This window comes from Rhizobium sp. 05L419, from assembly GCF_056397845.1.
This window is the reverse complement of the sequence record NZ_JBFTOF010000007.1, coordinates 82,048-100,091: the sequence shown is the minus strand read 5'-3', so window position 1 is coordinate 100,091 and position 18,044 is coordinate 82,048. Positions and strand designations below refer to the sequence as shown.

The window sequence follows — 18,044 nt, the reverse complement described above, 5'->3', positions numbered from 1 at the left end:
CGCGTCGTCAATTCACTCCGATGCGCCGTATACCACCCCTCTAATTGTCAGTCTACTAATATGGCGGAATATTGAACATCAAATAGACCTACATCCCTAGGTTTTTCTTGAGTGTATCTGCGCGAACGACATCCTCTTACCGCTTGACCGAGCAGCGGCACAAGCCGGCATTCCCTGGAGAGCCATTTGTTCCAAGCCTCTCCCGACACTCCTGAATCAATATGATCGCTCAAATTGCTGAACTGTAGCTACGCAGGCTATTTTTTGGCTCACATTCCCGGTTGACTGCGATGCGTATGCATTTTCGCTTTGCGATAAGATAGTATTACTAGGGCACATAAGCGCCGATTCCGAAAGAAGACGAAGATAGACCATTCTGTCACGAATAGTGTTTTCAAATGCGACTTGTTTACTCGCAGGAGCTATCCTTTTTGTCTTGATGTATATATTTTTGTGCGATTATATACTAACCGTCATCCGCTCGCGGGATGGCGTGTTCACTTCCAGAAAGGGCCGGGCTCAAACAGGACGCCTTCCTACTGGGACGAAGCTAGATGGAGATGGCGAAGGGATGTGCAGGCGAAACCTCGATCGTCTCAGAAGCCAGTTGGACGGAATTGACCTTATTTCCAGCGACGTATTTGATACCTTGCTGCTCCGTCGGCCGCGATCACAACGCTCGCGCGTTATGGAGGGCGAACGGCGTTTTGCTCGTCTTCTGAGAGAGCAAGGGTTTCGCACAGACCCCGAACAACTATTTCGGGCGCGTCTGCTGGCCGAAGGCTTCGCCTATCGTGCCCTCAACGTCGGAGGGGGCGTTGGAGAGGTTCGTCTGAACGACATTATCGCACGCCAGCTGGCGATGCTCGGGCTCCCAGCAGATCTCCTGCAACAGCGGCTCGTGCTTGAGATGGCGGTGGAAAGGGCATCACTTTCGGCCAACAACGCGTTAGCCAATGTCTTGCGTCAACAGCGGCAGGCCGGCCTTCGCGTCGTCGCGGTTTCCGATACTGCCCTGCCTGCCGATCAGTTGGCACAGCTCATAGACCACTTTCATGGGCCCGGCCTCGTCGACGCAGTCTACTCTAGTGCCGACATCGGAGCCAGCAAGCGCTTCGGCAGCCTATTTGCCGCCGTCCTTTCGGCGGAGAAGATTTCTGCCGCGCAGATGCTGCATATTGGCGACGACTATGTCGCCGATCACCTTGTCCCAAGCACGATGGGCATCCAGACGGTGCACATGCCAAAGGGTCGCATCCGGCACCTTGCCACGCGAGCTGATGGCGTGCGCGCCGAAGCATTCAGGCAAGTTCGGCGGCAGTTGTCGTCCCCTTGCCGTTCCGTTCCTCTGTCGGGTGATGGCGGCTCGTTCGGCCGCGAAGTTTTCGGGCCCATCGTTGCGCAGTTCTGCCTCTATATATGGCTTTATGCATCGCAGGCTGAGGCACGTGGCGATTGTGTCCTGGCATTCTGCGCTAGGGGTGGGATTGGCATCCGAGAGGCCTTTGAACGCCTGCTTGCACGGTTCCAGCTGCCGCTGGCCATCCCGCGCAAAAATATCCTCATTTCAAGATTGGTAGCGGCGCGCACTGCTCTGGAAATGCGCAGTTCCACCGTCTTGGACGAGCTCGGTCGGGAGTTTGCCAAGAATAGCTTCGCAGAGGTCGCCACCGCCTTGGGTGGGGGCGAATATCACCTTGCAGGCGCCTGGCACGATCCCTTTGCACCTGCGCGCTTCTTCGCAATGCTCGACAGGTCCGACGGGCAGCCGGTGGTCGAAGACATCGCCCGACAAAATCAATTGTTCAGGCGGCATCTCGACACGTTTTCTGCGCCTGGCACACGTATCATCTTGTGCGACACGGGTCTTTACGGGAGTACGCAACGCCTTCTGGCAGCAGGGGTCCCGGAGAGGATTTTCGAGACCATCCAATTCGCCCGCTGCAACTACAAGCGAATGAGTGAGGATCACTTCCCCGAGGTCAGCGGATTGGTCGTCGAAGAGAACCAGTATAATCCGATGAGGATCGAAACAGTTATCCTTCGATACTGGCACATCATCGAAAGCCTCTTCGAGCCCTCCATCCCTTCGGTGCGCCGTTTGAATGAAAGCGAGGATGGCGCCGTGCGCAGCAACGCCGGCGATATAGACTATGGCGTGATCGACGCCGCCGCCGGGAATGCACTGCTTTCGGGCGCCCTTGAGTACATCGACTGCCTTGGGAATGGCGCCCAGGTCATGCAGGAAGCTGACGTTGCATGGTCGCGCCTGAAGCGGGCGATCACCAACCCCAGCGCTTCGGACATGGCTGTGCTTGGGGTCGGGCCCCGCTCGGTCGATTTTGGTCGCCGGGAAAGCGTTCACGTGCTTGAACAGACGGACAAAGTAGATTTTGCGCGCCGGTTGACGTCGATGAAGTCGCAGCTTTGGCGGGAAGGCGCGATCGCCCGCGATTTTCCCCGCCTGAAGTCGGCGCTCCTTCCGGCGCTGGAACTGGCCCATATCGTGAGGGGGGTGTCTGCACGGCTACACTTGTAAGAGGACGCGGAGGAGCGGTTCATAATCGCTTCGACAGGGCATCGATGCTGCAATGTTGCCGGATGGAGGTGCGCTTTCCGCTCGCGCCGGTTTTGCAATATTAAAATCGCTCGACGAATGAATAGTATTCGTCGCCAAGGCGATTCCACCTATTTCTACTTTCGATGGCGGGTAACAAAACATGGCTTTTCTCGACATAATCGCAGATAAATCACGTTTCCGTTCCTCATATTTGACACATACTTCATGTTGATGTTATTTAAAACATGCTATTTGCCAGCATCGGTTGCCTTAAACTTAAGGGTGAGGTTGCGCGCGCTCGTCGTCAACCAATGAGATTGCTCTCTTCAGGGGGAGCCGAGCGCAGGGGCCTCTTGCATACAGTGCATACAGACTTTGCCGAACGGGTGCAGCCTCGGTTACAGAATATGCGGTCTTGGCAAGGAAACACTCCAGTCGACTGCGTCACCGAGACACCGCCGCTACTTCGCGAGATGGCAATTTGAGGAAAGCAGAGTTATGCACCTGGAAGCGCTATACTCCTATTTCATGAGCTTTCCCCAGTTCGCCATCACCTGGGGGATGTTTTTCGGCGCTGGACTGCTGACATTTGCGTTTCAGCTGTACCGCAATCGTGGTCAGTTCGYGATCAAGGAAATGCTTGACCACTGCATTCCGTTCAGCCCATGGAACTCGAAAAGCTTCCACATGGACGTCCTTTTATACGTCTACCGGAAATTCACCGACTTTGTTTTTCTCACACCCGGTGTCGCCGTCATGGCGTTGGCGGCCGGCTTCACGGATCTGGTTTTGCGGCGTCTGCTTGGCGACATGACGCCATATCATGTTGGCTATGTGGCAACTTTTATATGCACGATCGGAATATTCCTGGCCGCGGAACTCGCCGATTATGTCGTTCATTATCTCGAGCATAAGGTCCCCGTGCTATGGGAATTGCACAAAGTCCATCATTCGGCGGATTTTCTCAATCCGCTTACAGCCAAGCGCGGCCATTCGCTTCCACTCCTTTATGGCGGGGCCATGGCTGGTATGATCACAGGCCCGACAGCCGGTGTCTTTATGTACGTGTTTGGCATCAGTCTGCCGGAAGCACTGCTTCTTAAAGCGGTGGCGGGCAAAATCTTTACCGTCTGGACGCTCGATCCGCTCAAGCACTCGCATATTCCCGTCGGCCTCGGATGGTTCGATTGCTTCCTCATCAGCCCGCATATGCATCAAATTCACCATAGTAAGCTGCAGCCGCACTGGGACAGGAATTTTGGTACAAATCTCTCGATTTTTGACTGGCTTTTCCGAACCGGCTATCGACCGGCGAAGGGAGAGAAGATTGTGTTCGGCATCTCCGGCTACAGCGACAATTCGCTGCAGAAATTCAATACAATCAAGGGTGCATTTATCACGCCCATGCTGAGGAGCGGCAGGGCTCTTTTGAAGCTGTTCCGACCCAAACTAGACAACTCGGCGGCCGTATCATCCGAAGCGACGGAAGCGAGCACTGTGGGCGCAGCGCGCCTCCGTTCTGAACGTTGAACGCTTTCAGGCAAGTCGAGATGTCAGCTTGAACGCGTTCGACAACCGATCCAGGGGGCTAGCGCGGAAGCAAGGAGCAAGACGTTGCTGCAGGCTTAGCGAGGATAATTCGATACGTCTGCGTCAAAGGAACCGATCGGAAGGAGCACCTGCCATGAGACAGAAGAACATCCGGGTATACCGAAATCCAGACCGTGCGCAGTCCGTCACGGTCACTTGGGGCGACGGTGGCGAGAACGACTATCGGGACGTCACGGAAGCGGCTACCGTACTGGGTTGCTCACCGGAATGGCTGGAACAAAACCTCCAGGCCGCCTTTCTATCAAGCATCGGCGTCTCCGAACTCGATCTATACTGGGATGACAGCGCGACATGGCGCACCGACAACGTTGCTCGGACGTTCAGTCAAGGCGATCGGGTTAGTTTGTTCGGCGAAATTACCCTTGTCGACAGCAGCAAGGGCGAGGTCACGGTTCGCGTTCTGGGCGTGCCGATATCGGTTACCCTGTCGAACGAGAATGTCGTTTTGCTGGAGCGCGGAACTCCTCGCCAAGGTTGACATGCGACCTCGGCGAGCGCGCCCATAGGTTACCACTAGCAGTGATCTGCGCCGCCTGCGATGCTCTGCACTGCTGCAGTGCGCTGGCCGCATAGACCCAGGCCTTGTTAGCAGACACGCCGAACTCCATTTAGGATCTACCAGACGAGATTCACGTCGATAGTCTCCAACACTGCAACACCGACGCCGGCAAGTGCGCGACACGCGTTTGTCCCTGCGCGAGACAATGGATGAAGCCATGCTTGGAAGAACCTTGAATGAGATGACGAGACGCGAGCGATCCGACATGATGGGGATGGTCGCAGATGCGCTGGAAGCGGTAGCTGAAGAGGCCGAAGAGCGCGGCGACGTACGCTCCGCCCAGAACTCGATATGTCTTGCGCTGACAGTTCGAGGCTGCGCCGTCGATCTTGCAGAGCGCGATCTGCGCGCGGCTGAACTTCTATTGGAACAGGGTATCACTTTTGTCGCGAACATCTCCGAACGCTTCGAACGCACGGCCGTTCGCGGCGAGGCAGAGCTAGCGCTGCGCCAGTAGATTTCCGCTTCCCGTCAGCCCTGCCCGTCAGCCTTGCCCGTCAGCCGGCGGCTCGAGCCTCTCCTACCTCTGAGCAGAGACCCTCACAGGTCTCTGCGGCGCGCCCGTCGGAAGAAGACGAGCTACAGCGCTGAGCAGATCCGTTTGTGAGATGAGCCCCAGGATGCGGGCGTCGTCGTCCGTGACGATAACCGCATGTGTCCGCCCATCGGTGAGAACGGGCAAGAGTGAAAGGACATGATCCGTTGGCGACGCGGTCGCTGGCTTAGCCATCTTTTTGAGGGTGTCTGCGCTCTCCAGCAGTTCCCTCAATCCAACCGTACCAACAAGCCTGCCCTCGCGATCCTTAACCGGCAGCGTACGAATATTGTGTTTGACGAGCAGATGACGTGCATGGGCCGGAGCCGCGTCTTCCTCTACCGCAATGACGTCACGCGACATGATGTCAGCGCAGCTAATGCCGGCATTCGACCGGATTGCTGCCTGCAATTCCACTTGATGCAGGAGCCTTGCCAGATCGTCCCGGTCGATGTCGAATGTCTCTTCCAGCGTCGCTAGCGCGGCGTCCACATCCTCTTCCCGAAAGCCCACCCGCAAGGAAGAGGGCAGATCCGCTGTCTGATGCGTGTTCTCCGGGACTTTTGGCGCAACATGGGGATAGTTTCGCTTTGCAAGCTTATGGAAAACGAGCCCCAGACCGACGAGAATGCAGGAGTTCAGAGCAACGGGGACGAAGGGAAACAGGAACCCCCAGCCCGCGACGACCGGACCGCCGAGAACGGCTGTCAGTGCCGCCGCGCCCCCTGGTGGATGAAGGCTTCTCGTAAACGACATCGCTCCGATCGCAAGAGACACCCCGACCCCGATTGCGATGATCGGATCATGTATCCAGTAAGCGGCAAGGATCCCCATCATGGCCGAGATCGTATTGCCGCCGATAATTGACCACGGTTGGGCAAGCGGGCTGGAAGGCACCGCAAAGAGAAGCACAGCAGAAGCGCCCATTGGGGCGACAATCAGCGGAAGATCCGGTCCCTGTCCGAATAGGTAGCCGCTGATGACACCGGTCAAGCCAATACCGACCAACGCACCAAGACATGCGATCAATCGCTCCCTGAGGGTGGCCCCTGCCAGAATCGGTGAGAAGAGTTGAAAGCGTCGGAGACGGGAAGTTTCCGCGCGCCCTGGATTGGGTGAGGACATGATTGGAACCGGGATTGGGTTTCGTTTGAGAGAATGGCTTCAGGCTGCCATCATACGACGGTCTCTGCCTTTGGTGGCGCTCAAAACCTGTTGAAAGGCGCTCAATGCGCTGGAAAGGTTGCCTTTTCGATAGACCAGCATCGTCTCAACCGGCCCCACCGAATGGGCTGGCGTTTTTGTTGGCCAGTGCATCAGATCGAGGACCGATCGCGGCACGACGCCGGCGGCGTTTCCAGTTGAGACACTTGCCATGATCGCGTGATAGGAGCCTAGCTCGACGATCTCGATGGAAGCCGATTTGCCAGCCCAGCTTTCGGCGATGCGACGATAGGTACAGCCGGGCTCCAGAGCGGCAAGGTTGGAAACCCGCAGATCCGACGCCGACCCAATGGGTGGATGCCCAGCGGGAAGCACGATCAACAGTTCTTCCACGAAGACGGGCTCCGTTTGCAGCGCCTTGAGATCCATATGGAAAGACTTCTCGGTCTCCAGCAGGTGCTTTGGCGGACGCGCTATCAGTGCGCAATCCAACGTGTCAGCGAGGACCTCACGCGTGAGATCTCGCGAAGCACCGAGCTTGAGGCGGAGGCAGACGTCGGGCCACATCTGGTTGAATTGGGAGAGCGCGGAAGGCAGACGACTTGCGGCCGTGCTTTCCATTGTGCCAACGCGCAACATTCCACTTGGTGTCGACAGCCCCACCGCTTGGCGGGCCTCCAGCGCGAGCGCCAGCAACCGATTGGCGTATCCGAGAAAACTCTCGCCTTTAGGGGTCAATGTCATCTTTTTGCCGTCGCGACTGAAAAGAGCGACACCAAGGTCTTCTTCAAGTTGCTGGATTCTGGTCGTCACATTGGAAGGCGCGCGTCCGATAGCCGCTGCCGCCTTGGTGACGCTGCGGTCTCGCGCAACCGCCAGGAAAATCGCTATTGAAGTAAGGTCCACCGTATAGATCTCGATACGAGAATGATTATTGTCTACAATTCTCTTTACAAAAATCAACTGGAAAGCTCAAGCATCTTCCAGCCGCGATCTGAACTTGTGATGTCAGCGGTCCCGATGCAGCAGAAAGCTAGGCCGTGCGCAACAATATTCAGTGATCGTTGGGAACGTTTCAGCTACTCCGGCATCCAATCAGCGACTGGAGATCGCCATGAACCCTTTAGGCAGTATGACACCGGCAGAGCCCAACTCCCTGGACTGGTCGAACGACAAGGCACTTGTCGCAGCCGCTCTTCGCAACGATCCTGACGCGTTTCGCACTATCATGACCCGATTCAATCAACGTCTGTTCAGGATCGCACGTGGGGTCGTCCGCGACGACAGCGTAGCCGAGGATGTCGTCCAGGAGTCCTATCTCCGGGCTTTCCAGCACCTTGACGGCTTTCGGGCTGAATCCCGACTTTCCACCTGGCTGCATCGGATTGTCCTCAACGAAGCTCTGACACGGCTCCGCAAGATATCCCGCATCCGCGAGACGCCTTTGCCATCCGGCCTCTCAGGGGCTGAGATTTTGCAGTTTCCCCATGTCGCCGCGGATGATCCGGAGAAAGCGATGGCCCAGCGTCAGATTTTGCAATTGGTCGAAGAAGCCACCGATCAGCTTCCTGACACCTTCCGCCTCGTGTTTGTTGCACGGGTGATAGAAGGTTTGTCTGTTGAAGACACCGCCGAACTGCTGGAAATCAAGCCGGAGACGGTGCGAACGAGACTTCACCGCGCTCGCATCCTGTTGCGAAGGCACATCGACGAACGCATTGGACCTGTCCTCCTCGATGCGTTTCCCTTCGCAGGCAAGAGGTGCGCGCGCTTGACGGAGTGCGTCATGGGAAAAATGGGCTTCATGCCGTAATTCTGGGGAACGTCTGGCGCAGACGAGCATCCAAGGAATGTCAGCAACGGTTCCGCGGCCTTGGCCGCCAGCCAAAAGGAGACACTCCATGTTTACCCGTTTGAGTGCGGTATTTGCCGCAATCTGCCTTGTCACGCCAGTCGCATCTGCTGCGGGTGAAAGCCCGACAGATCCCCAGATCGCTCACATTGCTTACACCGCAGGCGTGATCGATATCGAAGCCGCCAAACTGGCGATCGAGAAATCAAAGAACAAACAGGTGGTCGCCTTCGCGAACGACATGCTGCGAGACCACGAGGCCGTGAACAAGCAAGCGCTCGATCTCGTAAAGAAGCTCAATGTGACGCCCGAAGACAACAGCACCAGCCAGTCCTTGTCCAACGCCGCTATCCAAGAGCGCAAGAAGCTGGCAAAGCTGAAGGGATCCGCGTTTGACAAAGCCTACGTCGACAATGAGGTGGCATACCACAAGCAGGTCAACGGTGCGTTGGAAACGCTGCTTATACCGTCGGCCAAGAACGGCGAACTCAAGGACCTCCTGGAGACGGGCCTGAAGCTCTTTCAAGGGCATGAGCAGCACGCCGAACACGTCGCAGCAACGCTCAAATAGAGCGCGGTCGATGAAAACCATTTTGGGCACTGGCTTTGCCGGCACCATCCTCCTGCTGGGATCGTTGCCAGCGCAAGCAGCGACGATCGAAGTCACTATCCAGAAACTCGCCTTCGGCCCTGGCACGGTAGACGCGGCCGTCGGCGACAGGATCGTCTGGTCGAACAAGGATGTGATGGATCACACGGCGACCCTTGATGGAGCCTTCGATATTCTGATCCCTGCGGGCAGCACAGGTACTCTGATCCTGACGAAGGCAGGAACGATCCGATACCACTGCCGATATCATCCCAATATGGTCGGCACGCTCAAGGTCGAGATGAGATAGTTGTTTGAGGATGCTCCTGGTGTTTCCCGTCCACCAGGATGCAGAGCGCCAGTCTGTATCGGCCTTATCGTCGGCTCCGTCTGTGGGGTTGGCCTTCTCGGTATCAGCACTTCTTGCATTCGAACTCGCCTCGCCTCGCCTCGCCTCGAGGTGATCGAAAGCTCGGGTCGCACATGCAATTTCCACGCGGGTCACCCTCCCACCCTATTGAAGTGGAAGGCACTTGTCGACACGTCGAAGGACGACCTGTCGAAGGCTCCAAAGCTCCACTATTCCAGGTTCAAGAAATGGTTCTCAGGGCCACCCTTCGAGCCGGCCCATTCCCTCTTCAGGCCCCCGAGCCAGATTTTCTGTGCCCTCCAAAGACCGGCAAGAACCGTTCGGCACTCCGAGCCTGGCGCGTGCGGCAGGCGATTTATGGTGCGTCGGCAGACCCGCTCAGGCGCTCCGGCAAGGTTCGCATCCGGTCATCGGGCAAGCGTACACTTCCAAACACGCCCCACGCCGGGCCAAGGCCTTACCGCGCGACCTTAGCTGCCACCGCTTGAGCTTGCCCGAGAGATAGCCTCCCATACGGCCAACTCGGCCATGGCAATAGCAGCCGCACGGGTCTTGGCGGCCGCTATGAAGCGGCCATTGTGGCAGAAAGTTGCGCCATCTACGCCGCAAGCCGCCTCAAGGTCACGATTGGTCAGACCGGCCCAAGCCGCAGGCAGATCTGCTCGCAGCTCAAACCCCTCGTCCGCGCGGCGGATGCCGGTCAGGCACCAATCGTTTTCACGCGGATGGACGACAAACATGAGGTGATCGGCGCCCGCCTTCACGACGGCGGGACGGAAGGGCATACCCATTGGGAGCTCCAGAATACGCCCTTGACCAGTGTCCTCGATTGCCTGACGGACAAGCGCCTCGGCCCGCAATTTTGCGTCGCTGCGGCCTATGCTTGCCTCGGTGAAACGACGGGCAATGTCCAGGGCGCTGTGGAAACTGCGATCTTCGGCATCGGGATCCGGCTCGTCGAAGACAGGTTTCAGCGTCTCCAGCAATGCTGGCAGCGTGAGCCCTGCCAGCAGCCCGGCAACGGAGGGACTAAGCGCACCGTTGTCCACCAGATCGACCGGCAGCACAAAGCTTGCATCGAACGAGGCGTGCACCGCCTCAATATGCGCCTCAGGGAGGCCCATGGCGGCAAGATAATCGCGGCCATAGTGTTTCCAGATCAATCCGAACGAACTGAACGGTTGACCGTCTTCCCGCAGTGGTGCGCCGCGTTGATGGTGATCGAAGATCCGCCTTTCAGCGTCATATGTTCCGCCCACATCGTAAATGATACGGTCTACGCCCGGTGTGATCCATTCCGGCGCCCTGCTGCGGATGAGACGAGCCTTCGGGAAAAGCCGGATCAAGATAACGCTGGAGAGCAGTTCATCGGCATGGAAGCCACCGGAATGGGTGACGAGGAAATCTGGAATCATGCCGGGAAACACCTTGTAGTTCGTTGAGGACCGTATGTGGCTAGCACCAGATAGCCATTGTCGGATGCCATCTCAAGCCGCTACTTCCTTACACTGGCGCGTCGTCTCGCCATAGTTCGCGCGGCGCTGTGTCGAATTCGCCTCCGAAGGAGGTCGACAGCATCGACGCTCCAGCTATTCATTCCAAGCTTCCAGCGACGGAAAGCACGCCACGGGCTGCCACAGCCGATGGCCGGCGTCCTGTACGTTCTGCTCGACCTGACGTGGCGGCCGCTACGCCAGCGTCGCGCAGCTCTACAAGACGCGCGATCCCACGCGCCGTCAGTAGGGCGTGGGCAATCTGGCGCTGGGAGATAGATTCGGCGGCCCGCCCCTACAAGCGCATGAGCGAGTAGCCTTTGACGCAGACATAGCATGCAAAACATCGCGTCGCGTCGCGATCCGAATTGCCTTGCTGACGGCAGCAGTTGATGTCGTCAGACATGATACCGCCCGGCCTCAGTATCGAGTCATTAATTTGCTTCACGACAATTCAACGCCTACGGGCTTATTAGCCGAAATTCTATTTCTCTGCGCTGGCCGCTTTCTCATCCAATGAAGCCAAGTCCTCCATGAGGCGTACCGGCAGGTCCATCCGCTCATGCAGAATGCTCATCACACCAAGGTCGCCATTGTTCAACTCCCGAAAAAAGACAAGATGGCGCTCGTAGCGGCTAAAATAGGCTTCGCGGTTGATGTCAGCGGGAACCGCAAGCTTCTGCGGGAGCTTGCGCCATATCGCCCTGTTGTCACACAACCGCTGCAAATGGGTATGCAAGCCGGTGATGTAAGTCACCGCCTGCTTCTCGCCCCCGTTTTCTACGGTGTCACGCCAAGTCTTGTCCTGAGCGGCATCCGCTCGGGGGAAAAAACGATATGCGCCCATACTAGCGGCGCTTGTTTCGGCGGATTACATCCTGGGCCGTAACGGTGACGAATTCACTGTCATCGGCACGCATGGCGGGGGCCAACTCCTTTTGCAATTCGTCCCATGCTTCAGCACGGGTCTGCAAATCGTGACGGATCAAGGCGCGAATATACTCGCTGGCATTTTCATAGAGGCCATCCTTGCCAATCTGCTGCTGAATATGGGCCTGCAATTGTCCGCCCACCTTCACATGAATGCTTCCCGATGCCACCGGCATACCCTTTCGTTCTTCTTCTATCGTGGGGAGCGTAGCACATATTGTCACTATTCTTCACAACCTCCTTACGGGAGCGCAGCATGAAGCCGCAAGCTGGCGGTCAAGTGGTGATGCTCCTCAAGCTCGACTCCCAGGAAGTCCCATCGGCAATGCCGCGCGGCCACCGATCAGAAAACCGGACGTCCGTGAAGGTAGCGTTACAACCGCAATGCTGATGGCGTTCTCGTCGCTGTGCCCGAACGTGTCAGCCTCCCCGCGCCGCGGGCGCAGAGCCGGCGATTGAAGCGATTTCATACACCATCGTCGCAGCGGCAAGATCCGCCAACGCCGTTCCGACTGCCTTGTAGAGAGTGATCTCATCGTCTGACGTCCGCGCCGGACTATCCCGTCGACACAGTTCGTCAAGTGTCGCACGCACGGCATCCGTAGAAATGACGCCGGCCCTGATCGGCTGAACCAGATCGCCCGCTTCATGAAGGGCTTCGTGGGTATCGATATAGACCGAGGAACGCCGGAGCGCCTCGTCATCGGCCTCGCGCATAGCCGGCGTGAAGCCGCCGATCAGGTCGACATGGGTGCCCGGCCGTAGCCATTCGCCCCGGATAAGCGGCGCGGTCGACAGCGTCGCCGCGCTGACGATATCGGCTTGCCGCGTCGCGGCTTCCAGATTCGTGACTGCATCAGCCCGCAACCCCTGTTGCCGGAGGGTCTGCGCCAGCCGTTCCGCACTGGCGGCCTCGATATCCCAGATATCGACATGCGCGATCGGCCGGACCGAGCGATAAGCATCGGGGATCAGGCTCGCGACGCGGCCGGCACCGACCACCAGCAGACGGCTCGCGTTCTTTCGGGCAAGATAGTCAGCCGCAAGGGCGGATGCCGCCACCGTGCGCCGCGTCGTGATCGTATTTCCGTCAAGCAGCGCAAGCTGCATCCCGGTCCGACCATCATATAGCATGTAAGTCGAGGTCAAGCCGGGAATGCCGCGCGCCGTGTTGCCGGGAAAGACGGTGACAATCTTGATGCCAAGGTAGCGCTTCGACCGATGCGTCGCATGCCAGGCCGGCATTAGAAGCAGCGTCGCATCCGGGTCGCCGTCATTGGCTATCGTGTGGTGATGCCGTGCCGGCACGGCGCAGCCCTCGGCAAATGCCTGCCGCAGGGTCGCGACCAGCGCGCCGAAGGGAAGAAGCTCACCGGTTGTCCGGGCGTCGAGAATGCGGATTTGTGCGTCGGTCATTGAAGCATCTCCCAGATAAATTCCAGCTGCTGCCGTGGCGGTTGGACAAGACGATTTCTCATTGGATCGAGCCAGCGCCTTATCCGCGCCGCGCTTCATGGAGCGGCGGCTTTTTCTACCCGGTATGGCTACCAGAATGCGGAGCAGCGCCGCTCAGGCAAACGCGGCTTTCTTTTCCAACATTCTGGCGTATTGCGTCAGCGGATAGCAGAGGACGAAGAAGATCAAAGCAACGAGGCCGTAGACCTTGAAGGGTTCGAAGGTCGCGTTGTTGATGGCGTTCGCGGTCTTCAGCAACTCTTCGAAGCCGAGGATCGAGGCCAGTGCGGTGCTCTTGATCAACTGGACCAGGAAGCCGACCGTCGGCGCGCGCGTGATCCGAAAAGCTTGCGGCAGGATGACAAGGCGAAGTTCCAGGAGACGATGCAAGCCCAGACTGGCTGCAGCGTCCCATTGCCCCCGAGGTACCGCCTCTACGCCGCTCCGCCAAATTTCGGCCAGATAAGCGCTAGCATAGAACGTCAGGCCGCAGACAGCTGCCGTCCACGACTCTATCCGAAAACCGAGCATCGGCAGGCCGAAGAACATCAGGAACAACTGCATGAGGAGCGGCGTTCCCTGAAACAGGGCGATGTAACCGGACGCGAAGTGGCGCGGCCAGCGCCTTTTCGATATCCGTGCAGACAGGATCGCCAGGCCAACGATAGCACCGCCGGCAAAGGCCGCGAGCGAAAGCAGCAGGGTCCAGCGTGTCGCGAAGAGAAGATTGCGCAGGATGTCCCAGAACGTGAACTCAATCATGCCAGACCGGCTCCCAGAAAGCGGCGTTTCCCGGCAAAAAGGAGCCGGCGAAGCGCGGCGAACATCGAAAGGTAGATCAACGTCGCCACCAGATAGGTCTCGAAGGAGCGGAAGGTGCGCGACTGAAGCAGATCGGCCTCCTGCGCCAGCTCGCGGACGGATATTTGCGAAACCACCGCCGATTCCAGCATCATGATGATGATCTGGCTCGTTAGCGCCGGAAAAATGATGGCAAGCGCCTGTGGTAGAATGATCTTGAAGAAAACCAGCCGAGGCCTCAGGCCGAGCGCCTGTGCAGCCTCTTTCTGGCCCCTCGGTATGGCATCGAGCCCGGCCCCGACCACCTCGATCGTGTAGGCCGCCATGTTGAGGGTCATGGCAAGGACTGCGGCGGCGATCGGATCGAGGCGAATGCCGATGCTTGGCAAACCGAAGAAGATGAAGAACAACTGCACCAGGAACGGCGTGTTGCGCATGATTTCCACATACAGGCCGACGACCTTGCGCAACCACGGATAAGGCCCACGGCGTGCGGCCGCGCCGAGAACGCTGACAACGATCCCGAGGAACGATGTCGTGGCGGTCAGTGCAAGCGTCGTGCCTGCGCCATAGGCCAGAGCTCCCATTCCGTCCCAAAGCCAATTGAAATCAAGGCTGTATCTCATCGCTTGTCCTTCGGAGCCAGATGATTTGGGCGGTTAGACCCGAAATCTGGATCCGCCTCTCGACCAATGAATCGGAGCACGATGCCGCTGGAATCGCTTGCAGTTTTCGGCATCATGCTCTGGTGAGTAGGAGGGCGTCCTCGTCAGTCCTTCAGGTTTTCAGGGTTGAGCGGCGCTTTTAGCCAACTTGTCGAGCTTGCGTCGAGCGAACCGTCGGAGATCATGGCGGCGACGCTGTCGTTGACAGCCTTCTTCAGGCCTTCCTCGCCCTTGCGCAGCGCGATGTGCGAGGGCGAGCTGAGGAGCTGGAATTTCTGCTCCGGCTTCAACGCGTCCTGTCGCGCCAGAACCTGCGCACCAACGTCGTTGCCGACGACCATCAACTGGGTCTGGCCGGATATGAAGGCCTGGATGACCGAATTGTAGTTCTCGAAACGCTGGATCGTGGCCGAACCCGGGGCGGCGGCGGTGAGCGAGGTGTCTTCGAGCGTTCCGCGATTGACGGCAACGGTCTTGTCGGCAAGGTCTTCCTTGACGCTTACCTTCAGCGCCGCCGGGCCGATGACGGCGATGTAGTAGGGAGCGTACGGGGCGGCAAAATCGATGACCTCGGCTCGCTCCTTCGAATAACCGACGCTCATCAGCAGGTCGACGCGGTCGTCGTTCAGATAAGCTATTCTGTTCTGGCCAGTAACGCTGACGAGATTGAGCTTCACGCCGAGCCTGTCGGCGATCTTCTGGGCGACGTCGACGTCATAGCCCTTGATGCTCATATCGGCGCTGGCCGAGGAGAAGGGCGGGAAATCGGAGAATATGCCGATGTTGATCTCGCCTGCGGCTTTGATATCGGCAATTTCGTCGGCCTGCGCGGTCCCTGCCAGGACGGCGAATGCCGCAATCGCCGCTGCGGCGGTGTGGCGCAACTTCATAAGAGCAGTCATTGTCGTTCCCCTTTTTGAGACGTGTTATGCGACAGGTGATGGGCGGCAGCGGGACGAAACGCACTGCCGTTTTCGAGCTGGTTCTCAGGTCACATTCGCCCTGGCCGCGGGACTGAACGCCGCGAGGCACAGAAGTTCGAACAGAACCTGCGCGGCAATCTGCGCGGTGTTGGTGGTGTTGTCGTATTGCGGCGCGATCTCCACTACGTCACCGCCGACGAGGTTGATGCCCTTGAAGCCGCGGAGCAGGGTCAGCACCTCCCTTGGCTGGAGCCCGCCGACTTCGGGCGTGCCGGTTCCCGGAGCGAAGGCCGGATCCAGGCTGTCCACGTCGAAGCTGAGATAGGTCGGACCGGCGCCGGCAACCTCCAGAGCCTTTGCGATCACTGCCTTGAGGCCCATTTCCGCCACCTCTTCCGCGTGGATGACGGTCATGCCGGAGGCAAAGGAGAACTCCCAGAGATATTCGCCGCCGCCGCGGATGCCGATCTGGATCGTACGCTTCGGATCGAGCACACCCGCCAGCACCGCTTCGCGGAAGGGCGCGCCGTGATGGAACTTCGAGCCCTCATAGGGACCAGCGGTGTCGCAATGAGCGTCGATGTGGATCATGCCCACCGGCTGGCTGGCCGCAAGGCCCTTGAGGATGGCGCCAGAGATCGAATGGTCGCCGCCGACCGACAGCGGGATAACCCCTGTTGCCGCGATCATCCGATAGCAGGCCTCGATGTCGGCATGGCACTCGGCCAGATCGAAGCGGCTGCGCATCGGCACGTCACCGACATCGGCGACCTTAAGCCCTCCCATCGGCGCGACGCGCAGAACATGCTCGTAAGGTCCGACACGCTCGATGGCCCGCACGGCTCGCGGTCCCAACCGCGCGCCGGCGCGATTGGTGACACCGAGATCCATCGGTACGCCTATCAGGGCCACGTCAAGCGCTTCAAGGACCTCGGGCCGCAAGCCGTTCTCGATGAAACGGGCGTCCAGAAAGGTGGCAGGATCGGCAAAGGGCCATTTGCGGCTGTCGCCATCCCTAAAGACGCTCGCCGCCACGGCGCGGAAGTGCGGATCTTCCATCTCCCCGCCTGCAGCGCTACCGAAGCGCTTTCTCAAGTCTTCCAGAAGATCCCGGTCAATGGTCAAGGCTGGCTCCCACGGTATTATGTCGCCATCACCATCGGCGCCCACCGTCTCTCTTGGAACCTCGAAAATTCGAGAGGGGATATAACGATTATTGATAGACCGGGTTCGCCGAGGCGCCACGAAGTGGATAATGCGGCCATCGGCACATTCAGAAAACTTTATAACCCGGCGAGAATTTTCCCACTACCGCGGTTGGCAGCGTCCCCGCAGTCTCCGATGGGAACGGCCCAGCAAGGAGCCGACAACAAAGGGAACTTACCATGCTGCACAATATGACACGCCGCCGCTTCCTCGGATCTACCGCCGCGCTCGGGGTTGCCGGCACAATGACCGGGTTTGCAAGATCTGCCGCCGCCGGCAGCGGCAATCTCACCGCCGTCGAATGGGGCGGCGATGTCGTCGAAGCCATGAAGCAGATTGCCGCCGACCAGAACGCCGCGACATTTAACTGGGTTCTTCACCAAGGCGGCGCGGGCGCGATCCTTCCGAAGATCAAGGCCGTCTGGCCGAATGTCGACTACGACTATGTCGCCGGCTGGGAAGGCTCTTTCAACAGCATGGTCAAGGAGGATTGGCTCGAGACCATCAATCCTGCCGATGTTCCCAACCTTGCGAATATCCCTGAGAAAATCATCATCCGTGATGGCAAGGGCAATATCAAAGCCGTCCCTCGCGCGGTTGGCGGCATGTATTTCGGTGCACGGACCGACAAAGCTCCTATCGCTGTGAAGACCATCGATGATCTGCTGAGCCCCGATCTGAAGGGCGCGATCTGCTGGCCAGGCCCGACACAGAGCATGATGCTCCAGATCGTCGCACTCGCCCTTCACGCCGGCGGCAGTGAAACGAATATGGAGCCCGGTTGGAAGCTCATGAAGGAATTGGCGAAGTCCGGCAATATCGGCCGCGTCGCCGTCACCGATATCGATTTCACCAATTCGCTGACGTCGGGCGAGACCTCCGTCGGCTTCTTCGCTGAGCCCGGCTGGGCGGCCGTGGCGAAGAACTTTCCGATCAAGCGCTTCACCAAGGACAGCAACTTCAAGGCCTTCCTCTACCAGAGCGGTTTCGGCGTACTGAAGAATAGACCGAACACCAAGGCAACGCTCGATTTCGTCAACTTCGCGATCAGCCCGGACATGAACTCGCTCTACGCCAAGGTGGCTGGTGAAGCGCCGTTGAACGGCAAGGCGGTCACGCCCGACAATCTCAAGCATCTATCCTTCACGTCGGACGAGTTTTCGAGCTTCGTCTATGTGCCGGACTACAATGTCGTTCTCGAACAGCAGGACGCCTGGTCCAAGCGCTGGGAACAGGACATCGCCCCGCTGCTCTAAGGCAAGTCGCGGCAGGGTGTCGAAGGGCGCGAGCGCGCGCTTTTGCACCCTCCCCTTTCTCAAGGCTCGTAAGGG

18 protein-coding genes are annotated in these 18,044 nt (G+C 58.6%); 8 read left to right on the top strand and 10 right to left on the bottom strand.

Translation table 11 applies throughout. The annotated features are described in order from the left end of the window. Positions 1-571 precede the first annotated feature (571 nt). From AC1DMK_RS11590 to AC1DMK_RS11575, 4 genes are all read left to right on the top strand, one after another. A complete protein-coding gene (locus AC1DMK_RS11590) occupies positions 572-2,539 on the top strand; it encodes a hydrolase (protein ID WP_477859093.1) in 1,968 nt (655 codons plus the stop codon). A gap of 519 nt (positions 2,540-3,058) precedes the next feature. Beyond that, positions 3,059-4,090 (top strand): sterol desaturase family protein, encoded by a 1,032-nt coding sequence (locus AC1DMK_RS11585; RefSeq protein ID WP_477859092.1) that lies wholly within the window; start codon positions 3,059-3,061, stop codon positions 4,088-4,090. 154 nt (positions 4,091-4,244) lie between these two features. Then, entirely contained in the window at positions 4,245-4,649 is a 405-nt protein-coding gene (locus AC1DMK_RS11580; protein WP_477859090.1) for a hypothetical protein, read from the top strand. A 238-nt stretch (positions 4,650-4,887) separates the two neighbouring features. After that, complete coding sequence (locus AC1DMK_RS11575; protein WP_477859088.1) at positions 4,888-5,187, top strand: hypothetical protein; 300 nt, start codon at positions 4,888-4,890, stop codon at positions 5,185-5,187. 63 nt (positions 5,188-5,250) lie between these two features. Here the strand turns inward: AC1DMK_RS11575 and AC1DMK_RS11570 are convergent, their stop codons facing one another. Then, positions 5,251-6,390: an HPP family protein gene (locus AC1DMK_RS11570; RefSeq protein WP_477859087.1), complete on the bottom strand. Its 1,140-nt coding sequence runs from the start codon at positions 6,388-6,390 to the stop codon at positions 5,251-5,253. A 39-nt stretch (positions 6,391-6,429) separates the two neighbouring features. Continuing rightward, complete coding sequence (locus AC1DMK_RS11565; RefSeq protein ID WP_477859406.1) at positions 6,430-7,335, bottom strand: LysR family transcriptional regulator; 906 nt, start codon at positions 7,333-7,335, stop codon at positions 6,430-6,432. Between the two features lie 208 nt (positions 7,336-7,543). On the opposite strand from AC1DMK_RS11565, the gene AC1DMK_RS11560 reads away from it, so the two are divergent. The 3 genes from AC1DMK_RS11560 to AC1DMK_RS11550 all read left to right on the top strand — a co-directional run bounded on the left by AC1DMK_RS11560 (position 7,544) and on the right by AC1DMK_RS11550 (position 9,180). Further along, positions 7,544-8,242 (top strand): RNA polymerase sigma factor, encoded by a 699-nt coding sequence (locus tag AC1DMK_RS11560; RefSeq protein WP_477859086.1) that lies wholly within the window; start codon positions 7,544-7,546, stop codon positions 8,240-8,242. Positions 8,243-8,330: 88 nt separating this feature from the next. Continuing rightward, on the top strand, positions 8,331-8,852 hold the full coding sequence (locus tag AC1DMK_RS11555) for a DUF4142 domain-containing protein (protein ID WP_037061926.1): 522 nt from the start codon (positions 8,331-8,333) through the stop codon (positions 8,850-8,852). A gap of 10 nt (positions 8,853-8,862) precedes the next feature. Next, positions 8,863-9,180, top strand: coding sequence for a plastocyanin/azurin family copper-binding protein (locus AC1DMK_RS11550; protein ID WP_477859084.1), 318 nt, complete (start codon positions 8,863-8,865; stop codon positions 9,178-9,180). Between the two features lie 530 nt (positions 9,181-9,710). Here the strand turns inward: AC1DMK_RS11550 and AC1DMK_RS11545 are convergent. From AC1DMK_RS11545 to speB, 8 genes are all read right to left on the bottom strand, one after another. Beyond that, complete coding sequence (locus AC1DMK_RS11545; protein ID WP_477859082.1) at positions 9,711-10,655, bottom strand: MYG1 family protein; 945 nt, start codon at positions 10,653-10,655, stop codon at positions 9,711-9,713. A 562-nt stretch (positions 10,656-11,217) separates the two neighbouring features. Next, positions 11,218-11,580 carry a type II toxin-antitoxin system RelE/ParE family toxin gene (locus AC1DMK_RS11540; protein WP_477859081.1) on the bottom strand — a complete coding sequence of 121 codons (363 nt, stop codon included), beginning with the start codon at positions 11,578-11,580 and terminating at the stop codon, positions 11,218-11,220. Position 11,581: 1 nt separating this feature from the next. After that, entirely contained in the window at positions 11,582-11,833 is a 252-nt protein-coding gene (locus AC1DMK_RS11535; protein ID WP_477859405.1) for a ribbon-helix-helix domain-containing protein, read from the bottom strand. Between the two features lie 250 nt (positions 11,834-12,083). Continuing rightward, the gene (lhpI, locus tag AC1DMK_RS11530) at positions 12,084-13,079 is read right to left on the bottom strand and encodes a bifunctional Delta(1)-pyrroline-2-carboxylate/Delta(1)-piperideine-2-carboxylate reductase (RefSeq protein WP_477859079.1); all 996 of its coding nucleotides are present in this window, start codon (positions 13,077-13,079) and stop codon (positions 12,084-12,086) included. 153 nt (positions 13,080-13,232) lie between these two features. Then, a complete protein-coding gene (locus AC1DMK_RS11525) occupies positions 13,233-13,880 on the bottom strand; it encodes an amino acid ABC transporter permease (protein ID WP_477859077.1) in 648 nt (215 codons plus the stop codon). Continuing rightward, positions 13,877-14,545, bottom strand: a complete 669-nt coding sequence (locus AC1DMK_RS11520; protein WP_477859076.1) for an amino acid ABC transporter permease — start codon at positions 14,543-14,545, stop codon at positions 13,877-13,879. The genes AC1DMK_RS11525 and AC1DMK_RS11520 overlap by 4 nt, the downstream gene beginning before the upstream one ends. 143 nt (positions 14,546-14,688) lie before the next feature. After that, positions 14,689-15,486 (bottom strand): transporter substrate-binding domain-containing protein, encoded by a 798-nt coding sequence (locus tag AC1DMK_RS11515; RefSeq protein ID WP_477859074.1) that lies wholly within the window; start codon positions 15,484-15,486, stop codon positions 14,689-14,691. 84 nt (positions 15,487-15,570) lie between these two features. Beyond that, positions 15,571-16,632 (bottom strand): agmatinase, encoded by a 1,062-nt coding sequence (gene speB, locus AC1DMK_RS11510; RefSeq protein ID WP_477859072.1) that lies wholly within the window; start codon positions 16,630-16,632, stop codon positions 15,571-15,573. Positions 16,633-16,892: 260 nt separating this feature from the next. Here speB and AC1DMK_RS11505 point away from each other — a divergent pair, with 260 nt between their 5' ends. Continuing rightward, positions 16,893-17,969 carry an ABC transporter substrate-binding protein gene (locus tag AC1DMK_RS11505; RefSeq protein WP_477859071.1) on the top strand — a complete coding sequence of 359 codons (1,077 nt, stop codon included), beginning with the start codon at positions 16,893-16,895 and terminating at the stop codon, positions 17,967-17,969. Positions 17,970-18,044 lie beyond the last annotated feature (75 nt).